This is a genomic window from Parabacteroides sp. Marseille-P3160 (genome assembly GCF_900162725.1).
Lineage (GTDB): Bacteria > Bacteroidota > Bacteroidia > Bacteroidales > Tannerellaceae > Marseille-P3160.
Map to the genome: position 1 here is coordinate 2,071,032 of NZ_LT799418.1, position 15,779 is coordinate 2,086,810.

The 15,779-nt window shown below is 42.0% G+C and carries 15 protein-coding genes and 1 tRNA gene; 7 read left to right on the forward strand and 9 right to left on the reverse strand.

Annotated elements, in window-relative coordinates:
* Position 1: 1 nt before the first annotated feature.
* The 5 genes from BQ8014_RS08145 to BQ8014_RS19180 form a co-directional block, all read right to left on the reverse strand.
* The gene (locus BQ8014_RS08145; protein ID WP_080903940.1) at positions 2-742 is read right to left on the reverse strand and encodes an ABC transporter ATP-binding protein; all 741 of its coding nucleotides are present in this window, start codon (positions 740-742) and stop codon (positions 2-4) included.
* Positions 743-744: 2 nt separating this feature from the next.
* Positions 745-1,887 carry an efflux RND transporter periplasmic adaptor subunit gene (locus tag BQ8014_RS08150; protein WP_080903941.1) on the reverse strand — a complete coding sequence of 381 codons (1,143 nt, stop codon included), beginning with the start codon at positions 1,885-1,887 and terminating at the stop codon, positions 745-747.
* Between the two features lie 56 nt (positions 1,888-1,943).
* Positions 1,944-3,245, reverse strand: a complete 1,302-nt coding sequence (locus BQ8014_RS08155) for a TolC family protein (protein ID WP_080903942.1) — start codon at positions 3,243-3,245, stop codon at positions 1,944-1,946.
* Positions 3,246-3,308: 63 nt separating this feature from the next.
* Positions 3,309-4,274 (reverse strand): hypothetical protein, encoded by a 966-nt coding sequence (locus BQ8014_RS08160; RefSeq protein WP_080903943.1) that lies wholly within the window; start codon positions 4,272-4,274, stop codon positions 3,309-3,311.
* Positions 4,275-4,285: 11 nt separating this feature from the next.
* Positions 4,286-4,501, reverse strand: coding sequence for a hypothetical protein (locus BQ8014_RS19180; protein WP_139785102.1), 216 nt, complete (start codon positions 4,499-4,501; stop codon positions 4,286-4,288).
* A 502-nt stretch (positions 4,502-5,003) separates the two neighbouring features.
* Here BQ8014_RS19180 and BQ8014_RS08165 point away from each other — a divergent pair.
* Both BQ8014_RS08165 and BQ8014_RS08170 read left to right on the forward strand, forming a co-directional pair.
* Positions 5,004-5,603 carry a TetR/AcrR family transcriptional regulator gene (locus BQ8014_RS08165; RefSeq protein WP_080905888.1) on the forward strand — a complete coding sequence of 200 codons (600 nt, stop codon included), beginning with the start codon at positions 5,004-5,006 and terminating at the stop codon, positions 5,601-5,603.
* A gap of 12 nt (positions 5,604-5,615) precedes the next feature.
* Positions 5,616-6,635: an Acg family FMN-binding oxidoreductase gene (locus tag BQ8014_RS08170; RefSeq protein ID WP_080903944.1), complete on the forward strand. Its 1,020-nt coding sequence runs from the start codon at positions 5,616-5,618 to the stop codon at positions 6,633-6,635.
* Positions 6,636-6,865: 230 nt separating this feature from the next.
* On the opposite strand, the gene BQ8014_RS08175 is transcribed toward BQ8014_RS08170, so the two are convergent.
* Positions 6,866-6,938, reverse strand: a tRNA-Gly gene (locus BQ8014_RS08175).
* 78 nt (positions 6,939-7,016) lie between these two features.
* Between BQ8014_RS08175 and argB the strand changes: the two genes are divergently transcribed.
* Both argB and BQ8014_RS08185 read left to right on the forward strand, forming a co-directional pair.
* A complete protein-coding gene (gene argB / locus BQ8014_RS08180; protein ID WP_080905889.1) occupies positions 7,017-7,784 on the forward strand; it encodes an acetylglutamate kinase in 768 nt (255 codons plus the stop codon).
* Positions 7,785-7,794: 10 nt separating this feature from the next.
* Positions 7,795-9,237 carry an ATP-binding cassette domain-containing protein gene (locus BQ8014_RS08185; protein ID WP_080903945.1) on the forward strand — a complete coding sequence of 481 codons (1,443 nt, stop codon included), beginning with the start codon at positions 7,795-7,797 and terminating at the stop codon, positions 9,235-9,237.
* A 4-nt stretch (positions 9,238-9,241) separates the two neighbouring features.
* Here BQ8014_RS08185 and BQ8014_RS08190 read toward each other — a convergent pair whose 3' ends face one another.
* Entirely contained in the window at positions 9,242-10,108 is an 867-nt protein-coding gene (locus BQ8014_RS08190) for a hypothetical protein (protein WP_080903946.1), read from the reverse strand.
* Between the two features lie 296 nt (positions 10,109-10,404).
* Here BQ8014_RS08190 and BQ8014_RS08195 point away from each other — a divergent pair, with 296 nt between their 5' ends.
* Complete coding sequence (locus tag BQ8014_RS08195) at positions 10,405-11,079, forward strand: carbonic anhydrase family protein (RefSeq protein ID WP_080903947.1); 675 nt, start codon at positions 10,405-10,407, stop codon at positions 11,077-11,079.
* Positions 11,080-11,148: 69 nt separating this feature from the next.
* Positions 11,149-12,048, forward strand: coding sequence for a ThuA domain-containing protein (locus tag BQ8014_RS08200; protein ID WP_080903948.1), 900 nt, complete (start codon positions 11,149-11,151; stop codon positions 12,046-12,048).
* On the opposite strand, the gene gpmA is transcribed toward BQ8014_RS08200, so the two are convergent.
* Together gpmA and BQ8014_RS08210 are read right to left on the reverse strand one after the other, a co-directional pair.
* Positions 12,049-12,795, reverse strand: a complete 747-nt coding sequence (gene gpmA / locus BQ8014_RS08205; RefSeq protein ID WP_080903949.1) for a 2,3-diphosphoglycerate-dependent phosphoglycerate mutase — start codon at positions 12,793-12,795, stop codon at positions 12,049-12,051.
* An 85-nt stretch (positions 12,796-12,880) separates the two neighbouring features.
* On the reverse strand, positions 12,881-13,600 hold the full coding sequence (locus BQ8014_RS08210; RefSeq protein WP_139785103.1) for a DUF6261 family protein: 720 nt from the start codon (positions 13,598-13,600) through the stop codon (positions 12,881-12,883).
* A gap of 384 nt (positions 13,601-13,984) precedes the next feature.
* Here BQ8014_RS08210 and BQ8014_RS08215 point away from each other — a divergent pair, with 384 nt between their 5' ends.
* Entirely contained in the window at positions 13,985-15,637 is a 1,653-nt protein-coding gene (locus tag BQ8014_RS08215) for an ArnT family glycosyltransferase (protein WP_234998013.1), read from the forward strand.
* The last annotated feature ends 142 nt before the right edge of the window (positions 15,638-15,779 follow it).

The following is a 15,779-nucleotide window of genomic DNA, read 5'->3' on the forward strand; positions in this document are numbered from 1 at the left end:
TTTAATAATCTTCATTTTGTGGCAATCCAACCAACATTTCGGATGCCAATTTAGGCTCTACTTCTGTGTCTTTTATTATATGCCCGTCACGTAATTGTATTATCCGGTTGGTAAAAGTCGCAATATCCGGTTCGTGGGTTACAAAGGCAATCGTTTTCCCTTTCAAGTTCAGTTTTTGGAATAAACTCATAATCTCATAAGAAGTCCGGGTATCGAGATTACCGGTTGCTTCATCGGCCAACAGAATAACAGGGTCATTAACTAAAGCCCGGGCAATCGCTACCCTTTGTTGTTGCCCTCCTGAAAGCTGGTTCGGCATATGTTCCATTCGGTCTTGTAAGCCTACCTGACTCAAAGCATGCATAGCCCTTTCCTTCCTTTCTTTGCTTGAAAGCGTATTGTTGTAGAGCAATGGAAGTTCAACATTTTCCAACGCTGTTGTCCGTGCTAATAAGTTATATGACTGAAAAATGAATCCTATCTTACGGTTGCGCAAAGTGGCTAATTCGGCTCTTGTCCTCTTACTTATAGAAATTCCGTCTATATAGTATTCGCCGGATGTAGGACGATCGAGGCAACCTAAAATATTCAGCAGAGTAGATTTCCCGCCCCCGCTGGAACCCATAATGCTTACAAACTCGCCTTCACTTATACCAAAAGAAATACCTTTAAGGGCATGTATTTCTTCATTACCCATTTGAAAGGTCCGGCGTAATTCTTTGATTTTAATTATTTCACCCATAGTTATTTTTTCTGAGGTTTGGATGGTATTAGAGGATTGGATGATGTCGTATTTAATTCTTTTTCATAAGACGTCGAAAGGATAATGCTGTCCCCGGCCTTCAAGCCTTCTTCGACAATGATATGAGTTCCGTTATTAACACCTGTTTTTAACTCTTTATGTATGATTCCTTCCGATGTTTTTACCCAAACACCTTTGGCCGATACAGTATTTTGAATATTTAACTCTTTCATAATATTAGGGCTAAATGTTGTAGATAAAGCTTCAACGGGAATAACTAAGCCTGTTTCTGAATGGGTTACAATAGAAACGCTGGCTGTCATGCCCGGAAATAGTTTTTCTTCCGGATTGGGTGCTTCGATTATAACAGTATAAGTAACAACATTATTTTTTACGGTAGGTTGAAGCCTGATTTGGTATACTGTTCCGGAAAAAATATCATCGCTAAATGCATCGACCGTAAAAGTAGCTGCCTGCCCGAGTTTTACGTCTCCTATATCTGCTTCATCGATATCTGCTTCTACCTGCATTTTTTTCAGGTTGTTGGCAATTGTAAATAAAGTCGGGGTATTAAATGAAGCTGCAACCGTTTGCCCTTGTTCCACTGCACGATTTAGGACAACACCGTCAATAGGCGAATATATCTCTGCATAGGACAGATTAACCTGTGCCTGATGTAAACTCGCTTTGGCGTTATCCAAGCTCGTTTTGGCTTGTGCCAATTTGTTTATCGCTTCTTCGTATGATGTTTCTGTCGCAGCTTTTACTTCATATAATTGTTTTATCCGGTTGTAGTTTTGCTGCGAAAAGGTCAGGTCGCTTTGCGCACTTATTACGCTGGCATTAGCCTGAATCACTTTTTCTCTTAAAGTAGATTTATCCAGTTCTGCTAATAATTGTCCTTTTTTTACCTGAGAATTAAAATCAGCATAGATTTTCTCAATAACACCGGAAACCTGTGTCCCAACATCTATCTTGTCTACCGGTTGGACATATCCGGTGGCTGTTATGACAGTCTGGATGGTATCATTTTCGACAACTATTGTATCTATCTGAATTTCTTTCTTCCCTGATTTTATAAAAATGATAACGACTATGAGCATGAGGGCAGCGATAACGCCAATAATGATAGATTTTCTTTTCATTTCTATTTTGATTAAAAATTTTGCTTATTAAGTTTCATGAAGCTATATTGTTGATTTTACATTAAGATTGAATTTCCAATGTATACATCCAATATCTTTCTTTTTAATATAAATTCGTATTTACTTTGAATAAAATCGTTTAAAGCACTGATGTAATTATTCTGTTGTTGCAACATATCAACGGCAGTAATTGAGCCTGTGTTAAACAGAGCCAGATAAACTTCAAAGCTCTTAAAGTAGGCTTGTTGCTTTACATTGAAAGTTTGATACTTATTATAGGCTGAAACAACATCCTGGTATTCTGTTGCTACAACCTGCATCATATCCAGTTCTGTTTGTTTTTGCTCTAATTCGGCTTGTTGCAGGGCTATACGGCTTTGATTTACTTTTGAACGGGTACGGTTATTATCAAAAATCGGGATACTGACTGAAATGCCTATCTCTCCGTTTAACCGGTCTGACAATTGTTTACCAAAACGGGAATAAGTGCTTGAATGCCCCGTACCTGCATTTCCGTAAAGACTAATTGCCGGTGCGTAGTTTGCCTTAGATAATTTAACTCCTATTTTAGCTATTTCTACATTGTATTTACTGATTTCCAAGTCTGGTAAGGTTACAGATGCCTGTTCCAAAACGTAATCTATGGGTGGTAACATGCTCATACCTGTAATAATCCCTGTATCCGGAGAAACTATTTGAAGGTTATCTGTCGGAGACATTGATAACAGGTTTTTCAGGTTAAGTAAACTTTTATCTATGGCTATCTGTGTTTCGACAATATTGTTTTTGTCTGTGGTGTATTGGGATTCAAGCAACAGGTAATCACTTTCCAAAATTTTGCCAAGACGAAATTGTTCTACACCCTGTTTTAACTGTTCTTCGCTGGTTTTTACGACCGATTTTTGGTAATTGAGTAATTCTTCATTTCCCAGAGCTGTCAAAAATGCCTGCAATATACTTATTGTTAAATCCTTATCAAGCATATAAGTTTGAGCCGAAGCCTGTTCTGTCATCAACCTGTTTTGTTCAATCGTGTTGCCGATACTTCCTCCATTGTATAAAGTTATGTTAGTATTTATTCCATAAGAGCCATTCCAAGATGATGCACTATTCTTGCTGCTATTAAAACTTTCATTCAATGATGCACTCAGATTGGGTAACCGTTCCATTTTTGATTGAGAGTAAGCATCCTCTTTTGCTTTTTCAGTCAGTTTCTGGGATTGACGGTTGTAATTAAAACTGGATGCATATTCCAGACAATTTTCCAGTGTAAAACGGTAAAGTAGCGCTGTTGTATCTTGAGCTGTTGCTACGATTGTTGTTGTACAAATAATAAAACTTAGAATAATTTTTTTCATCTCAACTGAGTTTCTTTATAAGTTATTGATATCTTTTACAGTAACCTACACCATATATATTATTTATCTGCTTAGGTTATAAGAAAATCCGATGTTCAGAAATGAATTCATCGGCTGTGAAAATTCTATATAATCTTTATAATTCTTTTTACTGTGTAACCGATTTGAAAGGAAAATATTACCCCCGCCCCGTATTGTCATGTAGAAATGTTTTGCAATAGGTTGTTCGTAAATAATTTCAGGTGTCAAACGGCTTCTGCTATATATACACTTTTCTGGTAATAAAGGGTTTTGCTGTCGTACAAAAAAATAGTCATTGTCTACCGACATACCAACCGACAACCTTTTCTTTTCCCGAAAAGAATATCTCAAATAAGCTTGCGGCAACATTAAGTCTATTGTCCATTGAGGATTAAACTGGTGGTGGTAAGTAAATACAGGGATAAAAGGAAGAGGGGATGTTGTATTTACAAGGCCGATTATTCCCACACCGATAGAGGTTGATTTAGTTTGTTTAACCTGCATTACAGCAGCAAAAATTCCTTTCATCCTTTCATATCCCTGTTCAGAGAAATCAAATGAGATATTGGCATTGGTTATTATCGGCTTTGAAAATATCTTTGTGTGAAAAGTCGCATTGGGAGAGAATCCCCAAACGTGATGTTCGCCATTAAAATTTAAACCTAAATCTTCTTTCAGGACTTCCTTCTGATTGAAATTCAAGTGATAAAAACTGTAATTTGCATTGGCGGAAAAGGTAAATTGTTTACTTCGCAAGATAGGAACGCCAAGACGTATTTTCGTTTTTGCAAAGTCGGTCATTTTTCCTTTCTCATAAGTCTGATCATCATATTTCAACTTATAATCTGAATTGGAAGCCGTCTCTACCTGCAAATCCAGAGTCAACCTTGTTTTTTTATTTGTTTTGATATAAGTAGTATCAAGTCGGCTTTGTGCATATGCGCCAGAAAAAAACAGGAATAACAAAATGACAAGCAAAATATGTTTACAGAAATTTATATTTATCATAATTTATCGTTTTAACAGGACAAACATGCAGTACTTTTTTTCGTTGTTTTTCCGTTGTTTTGATAGAAATCTTCTTTGTTCCTGTCTTTTCTATCCGATTTATTTTTGTCTCTTTTTTCTGTCTTTTCTTTTTTTCTGTTATTTTTTCGTTGTGTTTTACTTGTTCCGCAATTTGATAGTAACAAAACTATGCAGAGGACTATAGTTCCAATAGATATTCTTTTCATATCAAACTAAATTTTGTGATTGATTATTTATTCCGGGAAATACAAAATATAGATTTAATTACTCTTACTATCAGTAAATTATCATAATTATTGATTTACATAATTAAATGATTTTGCTATACAAACATACAATGCAATGTCCATCTTTAATTTAAAAATCTGAGCGAGACGGGAGAAAAGAGGACTAAAATGGAAAAAAGAAGGATAAAGTTTCGGAAAAATAGCAGCTTACCCGACCATTGATGATGCCATAGGAATCATCGCGAAATCGTTGCCTTTCCAATATGTTTTTTTGCAGCTCACAGACAAAGAATATGAAAAAAACAATTAACTGCTACCTGAAAAAATAGCTGTAATTTAAATGTCAATAAGATTTAGACTCTCCACACAGCAAGGCATTCATTCTGTTCCAGATTATCGATTTTCTCTAAAATAATTCAATATTATTTTGATGTTCCCGAATGGTTACATATATTTGTTCCCGAATAGTAACATTGTTTTTATGGAAAATAATAACGTCATTTTGAAAGACAGAGCAACAACCGAAAATCGCTTGTTGGATGCTGTAGGGGAAATCATCGAAGAACAAGGATTTGAAAATATAGGTATCAATGCTATTGCTAAAAAAGCGAATGTATCCAAGATACTTATTTATCGTTATTTCGGTTCTATCGAAGAATTAATAGCACAATATATCCTTAAAAAAGATTATTGGATAAATATTTCTACAGATATGGAACTCGCGGACTTAGGTTCATTCCTGAAAAAGATTTTCAGGGAACAGATTTTTATGTCAAGACAGGATAAACTTTTGAAGCGGCTTTATCGGTGGGAACTTTCAAGTAATAATTCAATTGTAGAAGCTCTGCGCGAAAAAAGAGAAAAAAATGCAGTAAAGCTCATAGAATTGGCAAGTGAATTAAACAAAAGTACAAAGGGAGAAACTGCGGTTTTTGCTTTGCTGATAAGCTCTTCCATAAGCTATCTGACCATGTTGGAAGAAGTTTGCCCGATCTATTGTACCATTCCCATCCAAACAGACAAAGGATGGGAACAAATTGCAAATGTAATCAATAAACTGATAGATGATTGGATTAAATAAATTAGATAAATCATGAAACGAAACTTTATATTATTGCTTATTATGCTTACATTAAATTCATCAATATTACTTTCGCAAAACCAAGACTTCCTGTTTATGGTTGAACAAGCCATTAAAGCCCCATCGGGTCATAACACACAGCCTTGGTTATTCAAAATAAAGGATACCTGCATAGAAATCCATGCAAATAATTCAAAGAAATTAGCTGTTGTCGATTCCGATGACCGTGAAATGTTTATAAGCCTGGGGTGTGCCACTGAAAATATCTGTATTTCCGCCTTAGAAACAGGATACAACACCAATGTGGAAATCGTTGATTCTACTGTTATTATCCACCTTTCGAAAGGCGAAACCGAGAAAGACGCGTTATTTGGACAAATACCTGTTCGTCAAACAAACCGGAGTGTTTATAATGGAAAGATAATACCTGATTCGGTTATAATGCAACTTTTTAAACAAGAAGGAGACAAGAATAAGATTAAACTTTATTGCTGGCAAAACGGAAGTAAGGAATATGACGACATTACCAAGTGTATTTTGAAAGCGAATATTGTTCAGATGCAGGACAAAGCTTTTGTGTCAGAACTTAAATCGTGGATGAGATACAATAAAAAGGAACAGGATGATACGAACGATGGTTTGAGCTATGCGGTGTTCGGTGCACCTAATCTACCTGTTTTTATTTCCAAACCGGTAATGGGCAGTATGTTGAATGCCAAAACACAAAATAAGTCGGATGAAAAAAAGATAAAATCGTCGTCTCATTTTGTTTTATTTGCCTCAGAAACAAATGCCATAGATGTTTGGATCAATTTGGGACGGGAATTACAGCGTTTTCTTTTAAAAACCACTGCGTCAGGGATATCCTCAGCTTACTGCAACCAGCCTTGTGAAGTGAAAGGTTTAGCTGAAGAAATGGCTAAGATACTCGATATAGAACCGGGAAAACCACAAATCCTATTACGAATAGGGTATGGGGAAAAACAGGCTTATTCGAAAAGGAAACCGCTTAATAGTGTACTGATAGATTAAAAAAAGCGAAGTGTGATAGCAGCAAATTTACGCATTCATTCGGATATTTGCTTCGTCATCAATAATAAGAACTGTATTCATCTACTTTTCCGCAATAAATTTCCTCTTTTATCCATTGATTTTCTTGCCGATTTCCTTTGTCGTTTCAAACTTACAAAAAGGCAGAGGATATGACAATTGTGGTGTAAAAAATCAGAGGCCTAATTGCTTGACCTCTGATCTATCATTCGAGCGGAAAACGGGACTCGAACCCGCGACCCTCAGCTTGGGAAGCTGATGCTCTACCAACTGAGCTACTTCCGCATTGAATGGTGCAAATGTAATCATTCTTTCGTTTTTTTCGTACTTTTGACTCCAAAATAATTACATGTTCGGATGAAAATGGAAAAACTGACCTTAGTTAAGGTAGGAGGGAAGATTGTGGAGGAGGAAGAAACGCTCCGGAATCTTTTACGTGATTTTTCTGCAATAGAGGGATATAAAGTGTTGGTGCACGGCGGCGGACGGTTGGCTACCCGGTTGGCCGAGCGGCTGGGCATCGAGAGCCATCTGGTGAATGGGAGGCGAATTACGGATGCCGAAACCTTAAAGGTCGTCACGATGGTTTACGGCGGCCTGGTGAATAAGACTATTGTCGCCGGCCTGCAGGCGAACGGCGTGAATGCCGTCGGACTGACCGGAGCGGATATGAACTGGATGCGTTCGGAGAAGCGTCCGGTAAGAGAGATCGATTATGGATATGCAGGGGATGTGAAAGAGGTGAATGCCGGCGCATTGGTCTTGCTCCTGCAGCAAAATATCGTGCCCGTGCTGGCTCCCTTGACTCATGACAAAAAGGGACATCTGTTGAATACCAATGCCGATACGATTGCGTGTGAAGCGGCCAAGGCGCTTGCGCATTATTTTGATGTGACGCTGATGTTCTGTTTCGAAAAAAAAGGAGTGCTGCGGGACGAGAATGACGATGAGAGCGTGATTCCGCTGATTGACCGCGCCGCCTTCCGGGAATATACGGAAAAAGGAATCATACAGGGAGGAATGATTCCCAAATTGGAAAATGCCTTTCAAGCGATCGAGGCCGGTGTTCAGCAGGTCGTTATTACGGAAGCCGGCGCTATCCATACCGGCGGAGGTACGGTCGTACGCTAAGAAGAAGATCATGAAAGAAAATAAGAGTATGATCCGGTTGACGAATGTTGTCCTTCGTCTGCCGGAGTTGCAATTCCAGCAGCCCTTGAATTGGGAGCTCCTGGACGGACAACAATGGGCTATAATTGCTCCCAACGGTTCCGGCAAAAGCCTGTTTGCCGACCTCTTGCAGAAAAAGCTGGCCTTGAAGAGCGGTGAAATAACTTATGGTTTTGAAGGGCCGGTTTCTCAACAAGTCAAAAGCATCTCTTTTAAAGATATCTATTCGTTGACCGATGGGCGCAACACCTATTATCAGCAGCGTTGGCACTCCACGGAGTCGGATGAAATCAAGACTGTCGAGGAGACGCTGGACGGGTTGCTGGAAACAGAGCAGCAGTGGATGCTGCTTTCCCTTTTCGGCATGGAAAATCTTCTTTCGAAACGGTTGATCTATCTTTCCAGTGGTGAACTGCGCAAGTTCCTGATCGCCCGGGTGCTATTGACGGCTCCCCGCATATTGATCCTGGATAATCCGTTTATCGGGTTGGATGCCGCCTCGCGGAATATGCTGGTTGAGATGCTCACTATGTCTGTCCATCTTAAGAAAACACAGATACTACTGCTTCTTGCCGACCCGGCGGATATTCCTGAGAGCATTACGCATGTACTGCCCATGCAGGACCGCCGTGTATATCCATCGGAAACCCGTGAAGCATTTCTGGCCGATCCTGCATTGCAGCGGCAGCTTTTCCCCCGGAAGGAGGCGCCGCAATTACCGGCAGGCCATAGGCCGGCCTCTTCCCATCACCTGACCTTCCGCATGGAGCATGTCTCCATTCGTTACGGAAACCGGACGATACTGAAAGAGGTGGATTGGGAAGTGAAGAACGGAGAGAAATGGGCGCTATCCGGCCCGAACGGCGCTGGCAAATCCACCCTGCTCAGCCTGATTTACGCGGATAATCCGCAATCTTATGCGAATACGCTCTATCTTTTCGACCGGAAACGCGGTTCCGGGGAGAGCATCTGGGATATAAAGAAGCGGATCGGGTATGTTTCTCCCGAGATGCATTTGTTTTATCGCGAGAATGTGCCGGCCCTTCAGGTCGTCGGTTCCGGCTTTTTCGATTCGGTGGGCTTATATCGTAAATGTAATGAAGAACAACAGCAGGCTACTTTGGAGTGGATGCGGCTTTTCGGCATTGAAACGTTGAAAGACCGGCTTTTCCTGACGCTTTCTTCCGGGGAGCAGCGTTTGGCGCTATTGGCGCGTGCCTTTGTGAAGGATCCGGATCTGATTATCCTGGATGAGCCTTTGCATGGGCTGGACGTGAGCGCCAAGGCGGAAGCAATCCAAATCATCGAGCAGTTCTGCTCGCGTCCGGGAAAGACACTGATCTTCGTCACCCATTATCTGCACGAACTCCCCCCGTGCGTAGATAAGCAGTTCGAGTTGACGAAGCATACCTGATCTTTCAGAAGCAACGGATATAGGCAATGGAATAGCTGTCATACAGATTGTCCTTTATCCCGTGGCGGTAGCGGATGGAGAGGATGTTCTTCTTTAATTCATATTCCAGTTTGGTACGTAGCGAAAGAGGACGGTCTCCGTTACCCTTATATCCATATATGCCGATCAGATCGGTGTTCAGAGAAAAAGCCCTGACTTTTCCGGTTAAGCCGCCGCCAAAAACCAGCGCATCGTTTTGGCGATGTACCAGGTTATTAGTCATCCAACAATAAAATCCTCCCATGATTTGCGCCCGCAGGGAGAAGGTCTGGTCTGTGCTTTGATATAGATTTCTTCCTATATGAGCGTCGAACCAATAGCTGACGGCATCCGTATAACGTGCGTCGACAAGGCGGTTTCCGCTGGCCGTTTTTAAGTTGACGCTGGCCAGGATATCCACCCATTTTTTACTTCGTAGCAATTGGAAATAAGTACTTATAATCGCATCCCCATGACAGGAGATAGGGGATTCAAGGGCATAGGCCATGCGCTCGTCTCTCGTTTCGGGGGTCATCTTGTAATCTTCCACAATTACTCCGCTGATTTCGAAAGCGACCTTTCCATCCGCAATCGGAATATACAAACGGGCAAAAAAATCTTTCGTCTGATCTCCTTTATAATGGTGATATTCTCCTCTGGCCTCTATTTCCCACCGGTTCCGGTTCAGACCGGACTGGACTTCCGGATAGGGAAAAGCGTTCGGCCCGAAATACCGGGCAGAGTAGTTGAGCTTATCCATATTAGCGCGCCAATCATCTTGACAATAAATACTACCGGAGATGACAAAAATACCGAAAAGAACAGGGAGAAAAACTTTATAAAGGTTATGCATATTTTACAAATCTTTGGGCGCAAAGATAATGCAGATTTATGTGAGGCACAAAGTTACGCTATTGAATTTTCGGCTTCGAAGCCCAGGAGTCGTTTGTCCAACGTTGCACCGTCTGTTTGGATTTTGTTTGAATGGGTTTATTCCGGCACTATTTTCCTTAATCTTTTCTGTTCAAACTTTGTTTATTTAAGTAAAGCCGGTTACAGGACGATGTAACGATATGGAACATATCATTGTAATCGATTTGCCTATTGCTCTGGAACAAATTAAAATAAATCGAATATTTTTCATTCGGTATGAAACGGAATATCTTAAAAAAATTGCTGGGCTCATCGGTTTTAACAGCCGAACAGCAAGCTGCACTCTCGCCCGGAGAGGTTTTGGAATTATTAAAAGAAGGAAATAAAGATTTTGCAGAGGATCATCTGACGGTTCGCAATAATTCCCAACGCGTACGTGATGCTGCTATCGGGCAATATCCGATAGCGGTCGTTCTTTCCTGCCTGGATTCTCGTGTTCCCGTAGAGGATATTTTCCATCGGGGGATCGGCGATATCTTTGTGGCCAGAGTGGCCGGAAATATTGTTAATGAAGATATTCTGGGGAGTTTGGAATATGCCTGTAAAATATCCGGGGCGAAAGTGATTGTCGTCATGGGGCATGAATATTGCGGTGCGATCCAATCGGCAATAGATAATGTTAAATTGGGAAATATTACTGCTTTATTAGCCAAAATACGCCCTGTCGTGGAAGTAGCTTCTGTCGGATTTACCGGAGAGAAAACTTCGGCTAATCCGGCATTTGTGGAACGTGTTTGCCGTCACAATGTCGCTTACTCGATTGAACATATCCGCCAACGCAGCCCTATTTTAAGAGAGATGGAGAAGGCCCATCAGATTCTCATTGTCGGAGGAATTTATGATATGAAAACCGGCTTGGTTCATTTTTCCACGAATTTTATTGTGAATTAATGGGCGGAGTATGAACGGTTTTTCCGGAATTCTGTTACATTTGCGTAACTCTTTTAAATCGAAAATATTATGAAACGGTTTTTGTTGGGGAGTTTCTTCCTTCTTCTTTCGTCTTTCTTTCTGAACGGTTGTGCGGAAAAGCCTGTTAAAGTCTTATTGGTTACCGGGCAGAATAACCATCATTGGGAAGTAAGTCATTTGGCAATCAAGCAGATACTTGAAAACTCCGGTTTGTTTACAGTCGATCTGGCCGTTTCACCCGCGAAAGGGGAAGACATGTCCGGATTCCACCCGGATTTTTCAGCTTATCCATTAATTGTACTGGATTATAATGGGGATTCCTGGCCGGAAGAAACCAACCGGCGGTTTGAGACGTATGTGAAAAACGGTGGGGGAGTAGTCGTTTATCATGCGGCCGACAATGCTTTTCCCAACTGGAAGGCTTATAATGAGATTTGCGCTTTAGGCGGTTGGGAAGGGCGGAATGAGAAAGATGGCCCTTACGTCTATTGGAAAGACGGGAAAATCGTCCGGGATTCATCCGCCGGGTCGGGGGGATCGCACGGGCAACAGCATGAATACATACTACATAAGCGTTCCGATCATCCGATAGTGAAAGGATTGCCGGAGCAGTGGCTGCATGCCAAGGACGAACTTTATGACCGGATGCGTGGACCAGGTGTTCTCGATTCGCTGCTTTATACGGCTTATTCCGATCCGGCAACCGGAGGATCGGGCAGGGAAGAGCCTCTTGTTTTTACGGTCAGGTATGGCAAAGGACGTATCTTCCATACGATGCTGGGCCATGCCGGGAGTAGCCTGGAGGAGAATCCCGCCATGCAATGCTTAGGTTTTCAGGTTCTTCTTTTAAGGGGAGCCGAGTGGGCGGCGATGGGAGAAGTCAAACAAAAAGTCCCGGCCGTTTTTCCGACCGGGACTCATGTCTCCTTAAGGGATAATTATCGTTAATTATTTCTTTTTCCCTTGATTGGCTACGGCTTCCATCAATTTCTTGATTTCTTCCGGGTCACCCAGAAAATAATCGTTTACCAGTTGATAGTCGTCATTGAATTCGAAAACATACGGTACGGCTGTCGGCAGATTCAGGTGAACGATTTCATCATCCGGAATATGCTTTAGGTATTTGATGATACCCCGCAGGCTGTTTCCGTGGGCGGCGACCAATAGTTCGTTGGTAGACTTCAGCGAAGGGAAGATCACCTCTTTCCAATAAGGAAGGATGCGTTCGACCGTATCTTTCAGTGCTTCGGTGCGCGGCAGTTCATTGTCCGGCACTCCTTTGTAACGAACATCGTATTTGGGATTCCGCGGATCGTCTTCCGGTAGCGGATTCGGCGCTATGTCATAGCTCCGTCGCCAGATCAACACCTGTTCGTCACCGTATTTCGCAGCGGTTTCCGCTTTGTTTAATCCCTGCAGATTGCCATAATGCTTTTCGTTCAACCGCCAGCTTTTTTCCACCGGAATCCAATCCAAGTCCATCACGTCGAGCACTGTGTTCAAGGTTTTTACCGCCCGTTTCAGATAGGAAGTATAAGCCTTGTCAAATACATAACCTTTTTCTTTTAATAAATGACCGGCTTTGGTAGCTTCAGCAATTCCTTTTTCCGTCAAATCTACGTCGGTCCATCCGGTAAACCGGTTTTCCTTGTTCCATGCACTTTCTCCGTGGCGGATTAATACGATTGTTTTCATATTCAAGTAAATTAAAATTTAGTTAGTTCATGTATTAATAACAGAATTTCCGGTGAAATGTTGTTTTCGGCTTTCAGTATATTTGTCAATCGCTCTTTTTCGCTACGGAACGCTTCTTCCGGGTAACCTGCCTGTATGCGGTCTGGTCGATCACTTGGTTCAGTTTTTCAATGAATTGCTCTTTTTCCTTGTCCGGTGACAAGTTCATCAGCACATTCATCACTTTGACTAATGAGTGATAAACCTGGTCGGCCTCCCGGCGCGCTGCCGAAGTGGAACTGGTGACAAAGGAGGTTTGTTTTTCCCTCCGCTGCAGGTAGGTTTTGTCGAAAGCGTCATTCGCCGCGATAAGTTCCTCTATCCATTCCGTTGCATGGATGGCGTCCAGGGCGGTGGCATATTCCTCGCCGGCGAATATCTCCGTCAGTTGGCGAAGCACGTCACTTTTCTCTTGATGGGAAAGCCTCGTCGGATTGCCGTACGTGCGGATGATGTGTTGTATCTGCCGCGCTGCTTCGGCCGTTTGCGCATTAAAATGAGCAATGCCGACAGATACGAGGGAGGTTATGGCGCGATAGGCGCGGTCGCGGCGTTTCTCCAAACTGCTGACTTCTTTGGTTATCAGGCTCTTTTCCCTTTGCTTCAGCGCTTCTTTGAACGCTGTGATTTTCTCTCGGTAGGCAAATACATGCTGGCGAAACTCCAGATCGTTTGCCTGTTCAACGATCGAATACACTTTTCGGTGAAAATCAAGGTCTTCTTTCATTCCTAATTTTCGAAGATCCATATTTTTTACTTCTTTCATGTGATAAGAATTCATGCTCTTTAGTGGAGAGCAAATGGTTAACAATCAATCCGTTTTTAGAAGGAAAAAGCCTTGTATAAAAGCTTCTTTCCTAATCAAGAAGTCGGTAAAAACCGAAGGTGCAGGATATTAAGCCTTATCTTGCTTGCGACTTAATAAAAATCCTTTGGAGCAAAAGCGGCTGTTCCATATCTATGTGTGTTTTAGATTTATAGTAGCGCAAAGTACGTAAAGTTTTATAGATAAGCAAGTGAAGTGAGGATAAATTGTTTTCATGAATAATCATGTTGCTATTTTGTTTTTACGGATTTACCTTCCATGTCTTGCATAAATGTTAGGAAATCTGTTTTTTTCTGATTAGTTTTGCTCGTCAAAATCCGAAAAATGATGAGCCTGACAAATCGAATAAATACAGAACATATCTCTTTTCACCCTCTTCATTCTCTGCTGATTATTGTAGTCTGTTCCTTCGCTTTTTTTATTAATAATCAGGTCGTTCCCGCGGATTTGATGGAGGCTCGTAATTTAGCGACGGCACAGGAGATGGTAAAAGACGGTTCCTACCTGATCCCGACGTTGAACGGGGAGTTGCGTTTGGAGAAGCCGCCTTTGCCCACCTGGATAGCAGCCGGTGTGGAGTTTCTGTTTCCCGGAAGTCTGGTCGCCCAACGGTGTGTGGCGGGACTGGTCGCTACCATGATGATTTTTTTTCTGTATCTCTTGGTTATTCGGCTGACCCGTGACCGAATGATCGGGTTGCTTGCCGCCTTGGTTTTGGCGACATCTTTCAATGCCGTGATGATGGGCCGTACGGCTACATGGGATATCTATTGCCATAGTTTTATGTTGGGAGCCATTTATTTTCTGGTGACGGCTTTGGAGGGAAAAGGCCGGCAATGGGGAGCTTTTGCGCTTTCGGGTATATTCCTCGGACTTTCTTTTCTTGGGAAAGGGCCTGTTTCCTTTTATGCCCTTTTGCTTCCGTTTCTGATTGCTTACGGCTTGTCCTACCGTCCCCGCATGAAAGGGAAGGCGGCTCCTTTGGTGGTGATGGTTCTGCTCTTTGCCGTAATCGCCTTCTGGTGGATGGCTTATCTCTATTTCTTTCACCGGGATATGGCGCTTCAAGTGGCGGCTAAGGAATCATCTTCCTGGCTCAATCATAATGTACGGCCGTGGTATTATTATTGGCAATTCCCGGCTGAAGCCGGAATCTGGGCTTTGTTCTGGGTAACGGCCCTAGTGGGTTATTTCGCCTGTCGGAAAGAGAAATACCGCAAAGATCATACTTTTTCGATCGTGTGGTTGCTTTCCTCTTTGATCTTGTTATCTGTCATACCGGAAAAAAAGACCCGTTATCTGTTGCCGATTCTGATTCCGGGAGCTATGACGATTGCTTTCTACTTCTATCATTGTTGGCGCGGGTTCCGGTCGGCCGGAGAAAGGAGGGTGTTCCGAATCAATAGCGGAATTATTGCCTTCATTCTTATGGCTTTACCAGTCACCCTTTACTTTATCTTCTATCGCGAAGGAGAGCTTTCTATCTGGATTCTCACTCTGACTGCCTTATTCGGCTGGGGACTGGGATTATGGATTTTCCGCTCGATCCTGCCAACAAGGAACATCAAAGTGATGGCCGTATTCAGTGCGATTGTGCTCAGTATGATGATGATTGAGAGTGTTTGCCTGATTCCGATCGGAAAGATGTTCATTAATCCGGAACGGCATAATATCCGGATGCTGAGGGAGCATAAGGAACTGGAAGGGATTCCTTTCTATTATAATAAGGAAGAGGAGCTTCGGATGGAATGGGTTTATGAATCCAACCGGGTGATTCGTCCCCTGGATGTGAAGAATGATTCCCTGATACGGGTGAGTCGTCCCTTTGTCTTTCTTAGCAAACAACCGGCTGATTCCGTGTTTGCCGGAAAAGGGGTAACGGTAAAACCTATTGATACTTTCGATAATAATTGGAGAAAGACAAAAGACAAAAGATATAATAAAGAGTTAGTGCGCGAGGTAGTTCTTATCAAGTAAGAGACATAAAGATGAATAAAACAAGTGTGTACGAATTTTGTATAATCGTACCGATCTATAACGAAGAAGANTGCAGGATATTAAGCCTTATCTTGCTTGCGACTTAATAAAAATCCTTTGGAGCAAAAGCGGCTGTTCCATA

Excerpts from the sequence above, each read along its gene's own strand:
- BQ8014_RS19180 (WP_139785102.1), bottom strand. The coding sequence starts at position 4,501 with ATGAAAAGAATATCTATTGGAACTATAGTCCTCTGCATAGTTTTGTTA.
- BQ8014_RS08155 (WP_080903942.1), bottom strand. The coding sequence starts at position 3,245 with ATGAAAAAAATTATTCTAAGTTTTATTATTTGTACAACAACAATCGTA.
- BQ8014_RS08170 (WP_080903944.1), top strand. The coding sequence starts at position 5,616 with ATGAAACGAAACTTTATATTATTGCTTATTATGCTTACATTAAATTCA.
- BQ8014_RS08215 (WP_234998013.1), top strand. The coding sequence starts at position 13,985 with ATGATGAGCCTGACAAATCGAATAAATACAGAACATATCTCTTTTCAC.
- BQ8014_RS08190 (WP_080903946.1), bottom strand. The coding sequence starts at position 10,108 with ATGCATAACCTTTATAAAGTTTTTCTCCCTGTTCTTTTCGGTATTTTT.
- BQ8014_RS08145 (WP_080903940.1), bottom strand. The coding sequence starts at position 742 with ATGGGTGAAATAATTAAAATCAAAGAATTACGCCGGACCTTTCAAATG.
- BQ8014_RS08195 (WP_080903947.1), top strand. The coding sequence starts at position 10,405 with ATGAAACGGAATATCTTAAAAAAATTGCTGGGCTCATCGGTTTTAACA.
- BQ8014_RS08160 (WP_080903943.1), bottom strand. The coding sequence starts at position 4,274 with ATGATAAATATAAATTTCTGTAAACATATTTTGCTTGTCATTTTGTTA.
- BQ8014_RS08200 (WP_080903948.1), top strand. The coding sequence starts at position 11,149 with ATGAAACGGTTTTTGTTGGGGAGTTTCTTCCTTCTTCTTTCGTCTTTC.
- BQ8014_RS08150 (WP_080903941.1), bottom strand. The coding sequence starts at position 1,887 with ATGAAAAGAAAATCTATCATTATTGGCGTTATCGCTGCCCTCATGCTC.
- argB (WP_080905889.1), top strand. The coding sequence starts at position 7,017 with ATGGAAAAACTGACCTTAGTTAAGGTAGGAGGGAAGATTGTGGAGGAG.
- gpmA (WP_080903949.1), bottom strand. The coding sequence starts at position 12,795 with ATGAAAACAATCGTATTAATCCGCCACGGAGAAAGTGCATGGAACAAG.
- BQ8014_RS08185 (WP_080903945.1), top strand. The coding sequence starts at position 7,795 with ATGAAAGAAAATAAGAGTATGATCCGGTTGACGAATGTTGTCCTTCGT.
- BQ8014_RS08165 (WP_080905888.1), top strand. The coding sequence starts at position 5,004 with ATGGAAAATAATAACGTCATTTTGAAAGACAGAGCAACAACCGAAAAT.
- BQ8014_RS08210 (WP_139785103.1), bottom strand. The coding sequence starts at position 13,600 with ATGAAAGAAGTAAAAAATATGGATCTTCGAAAATTAGGAATGAAAGAA.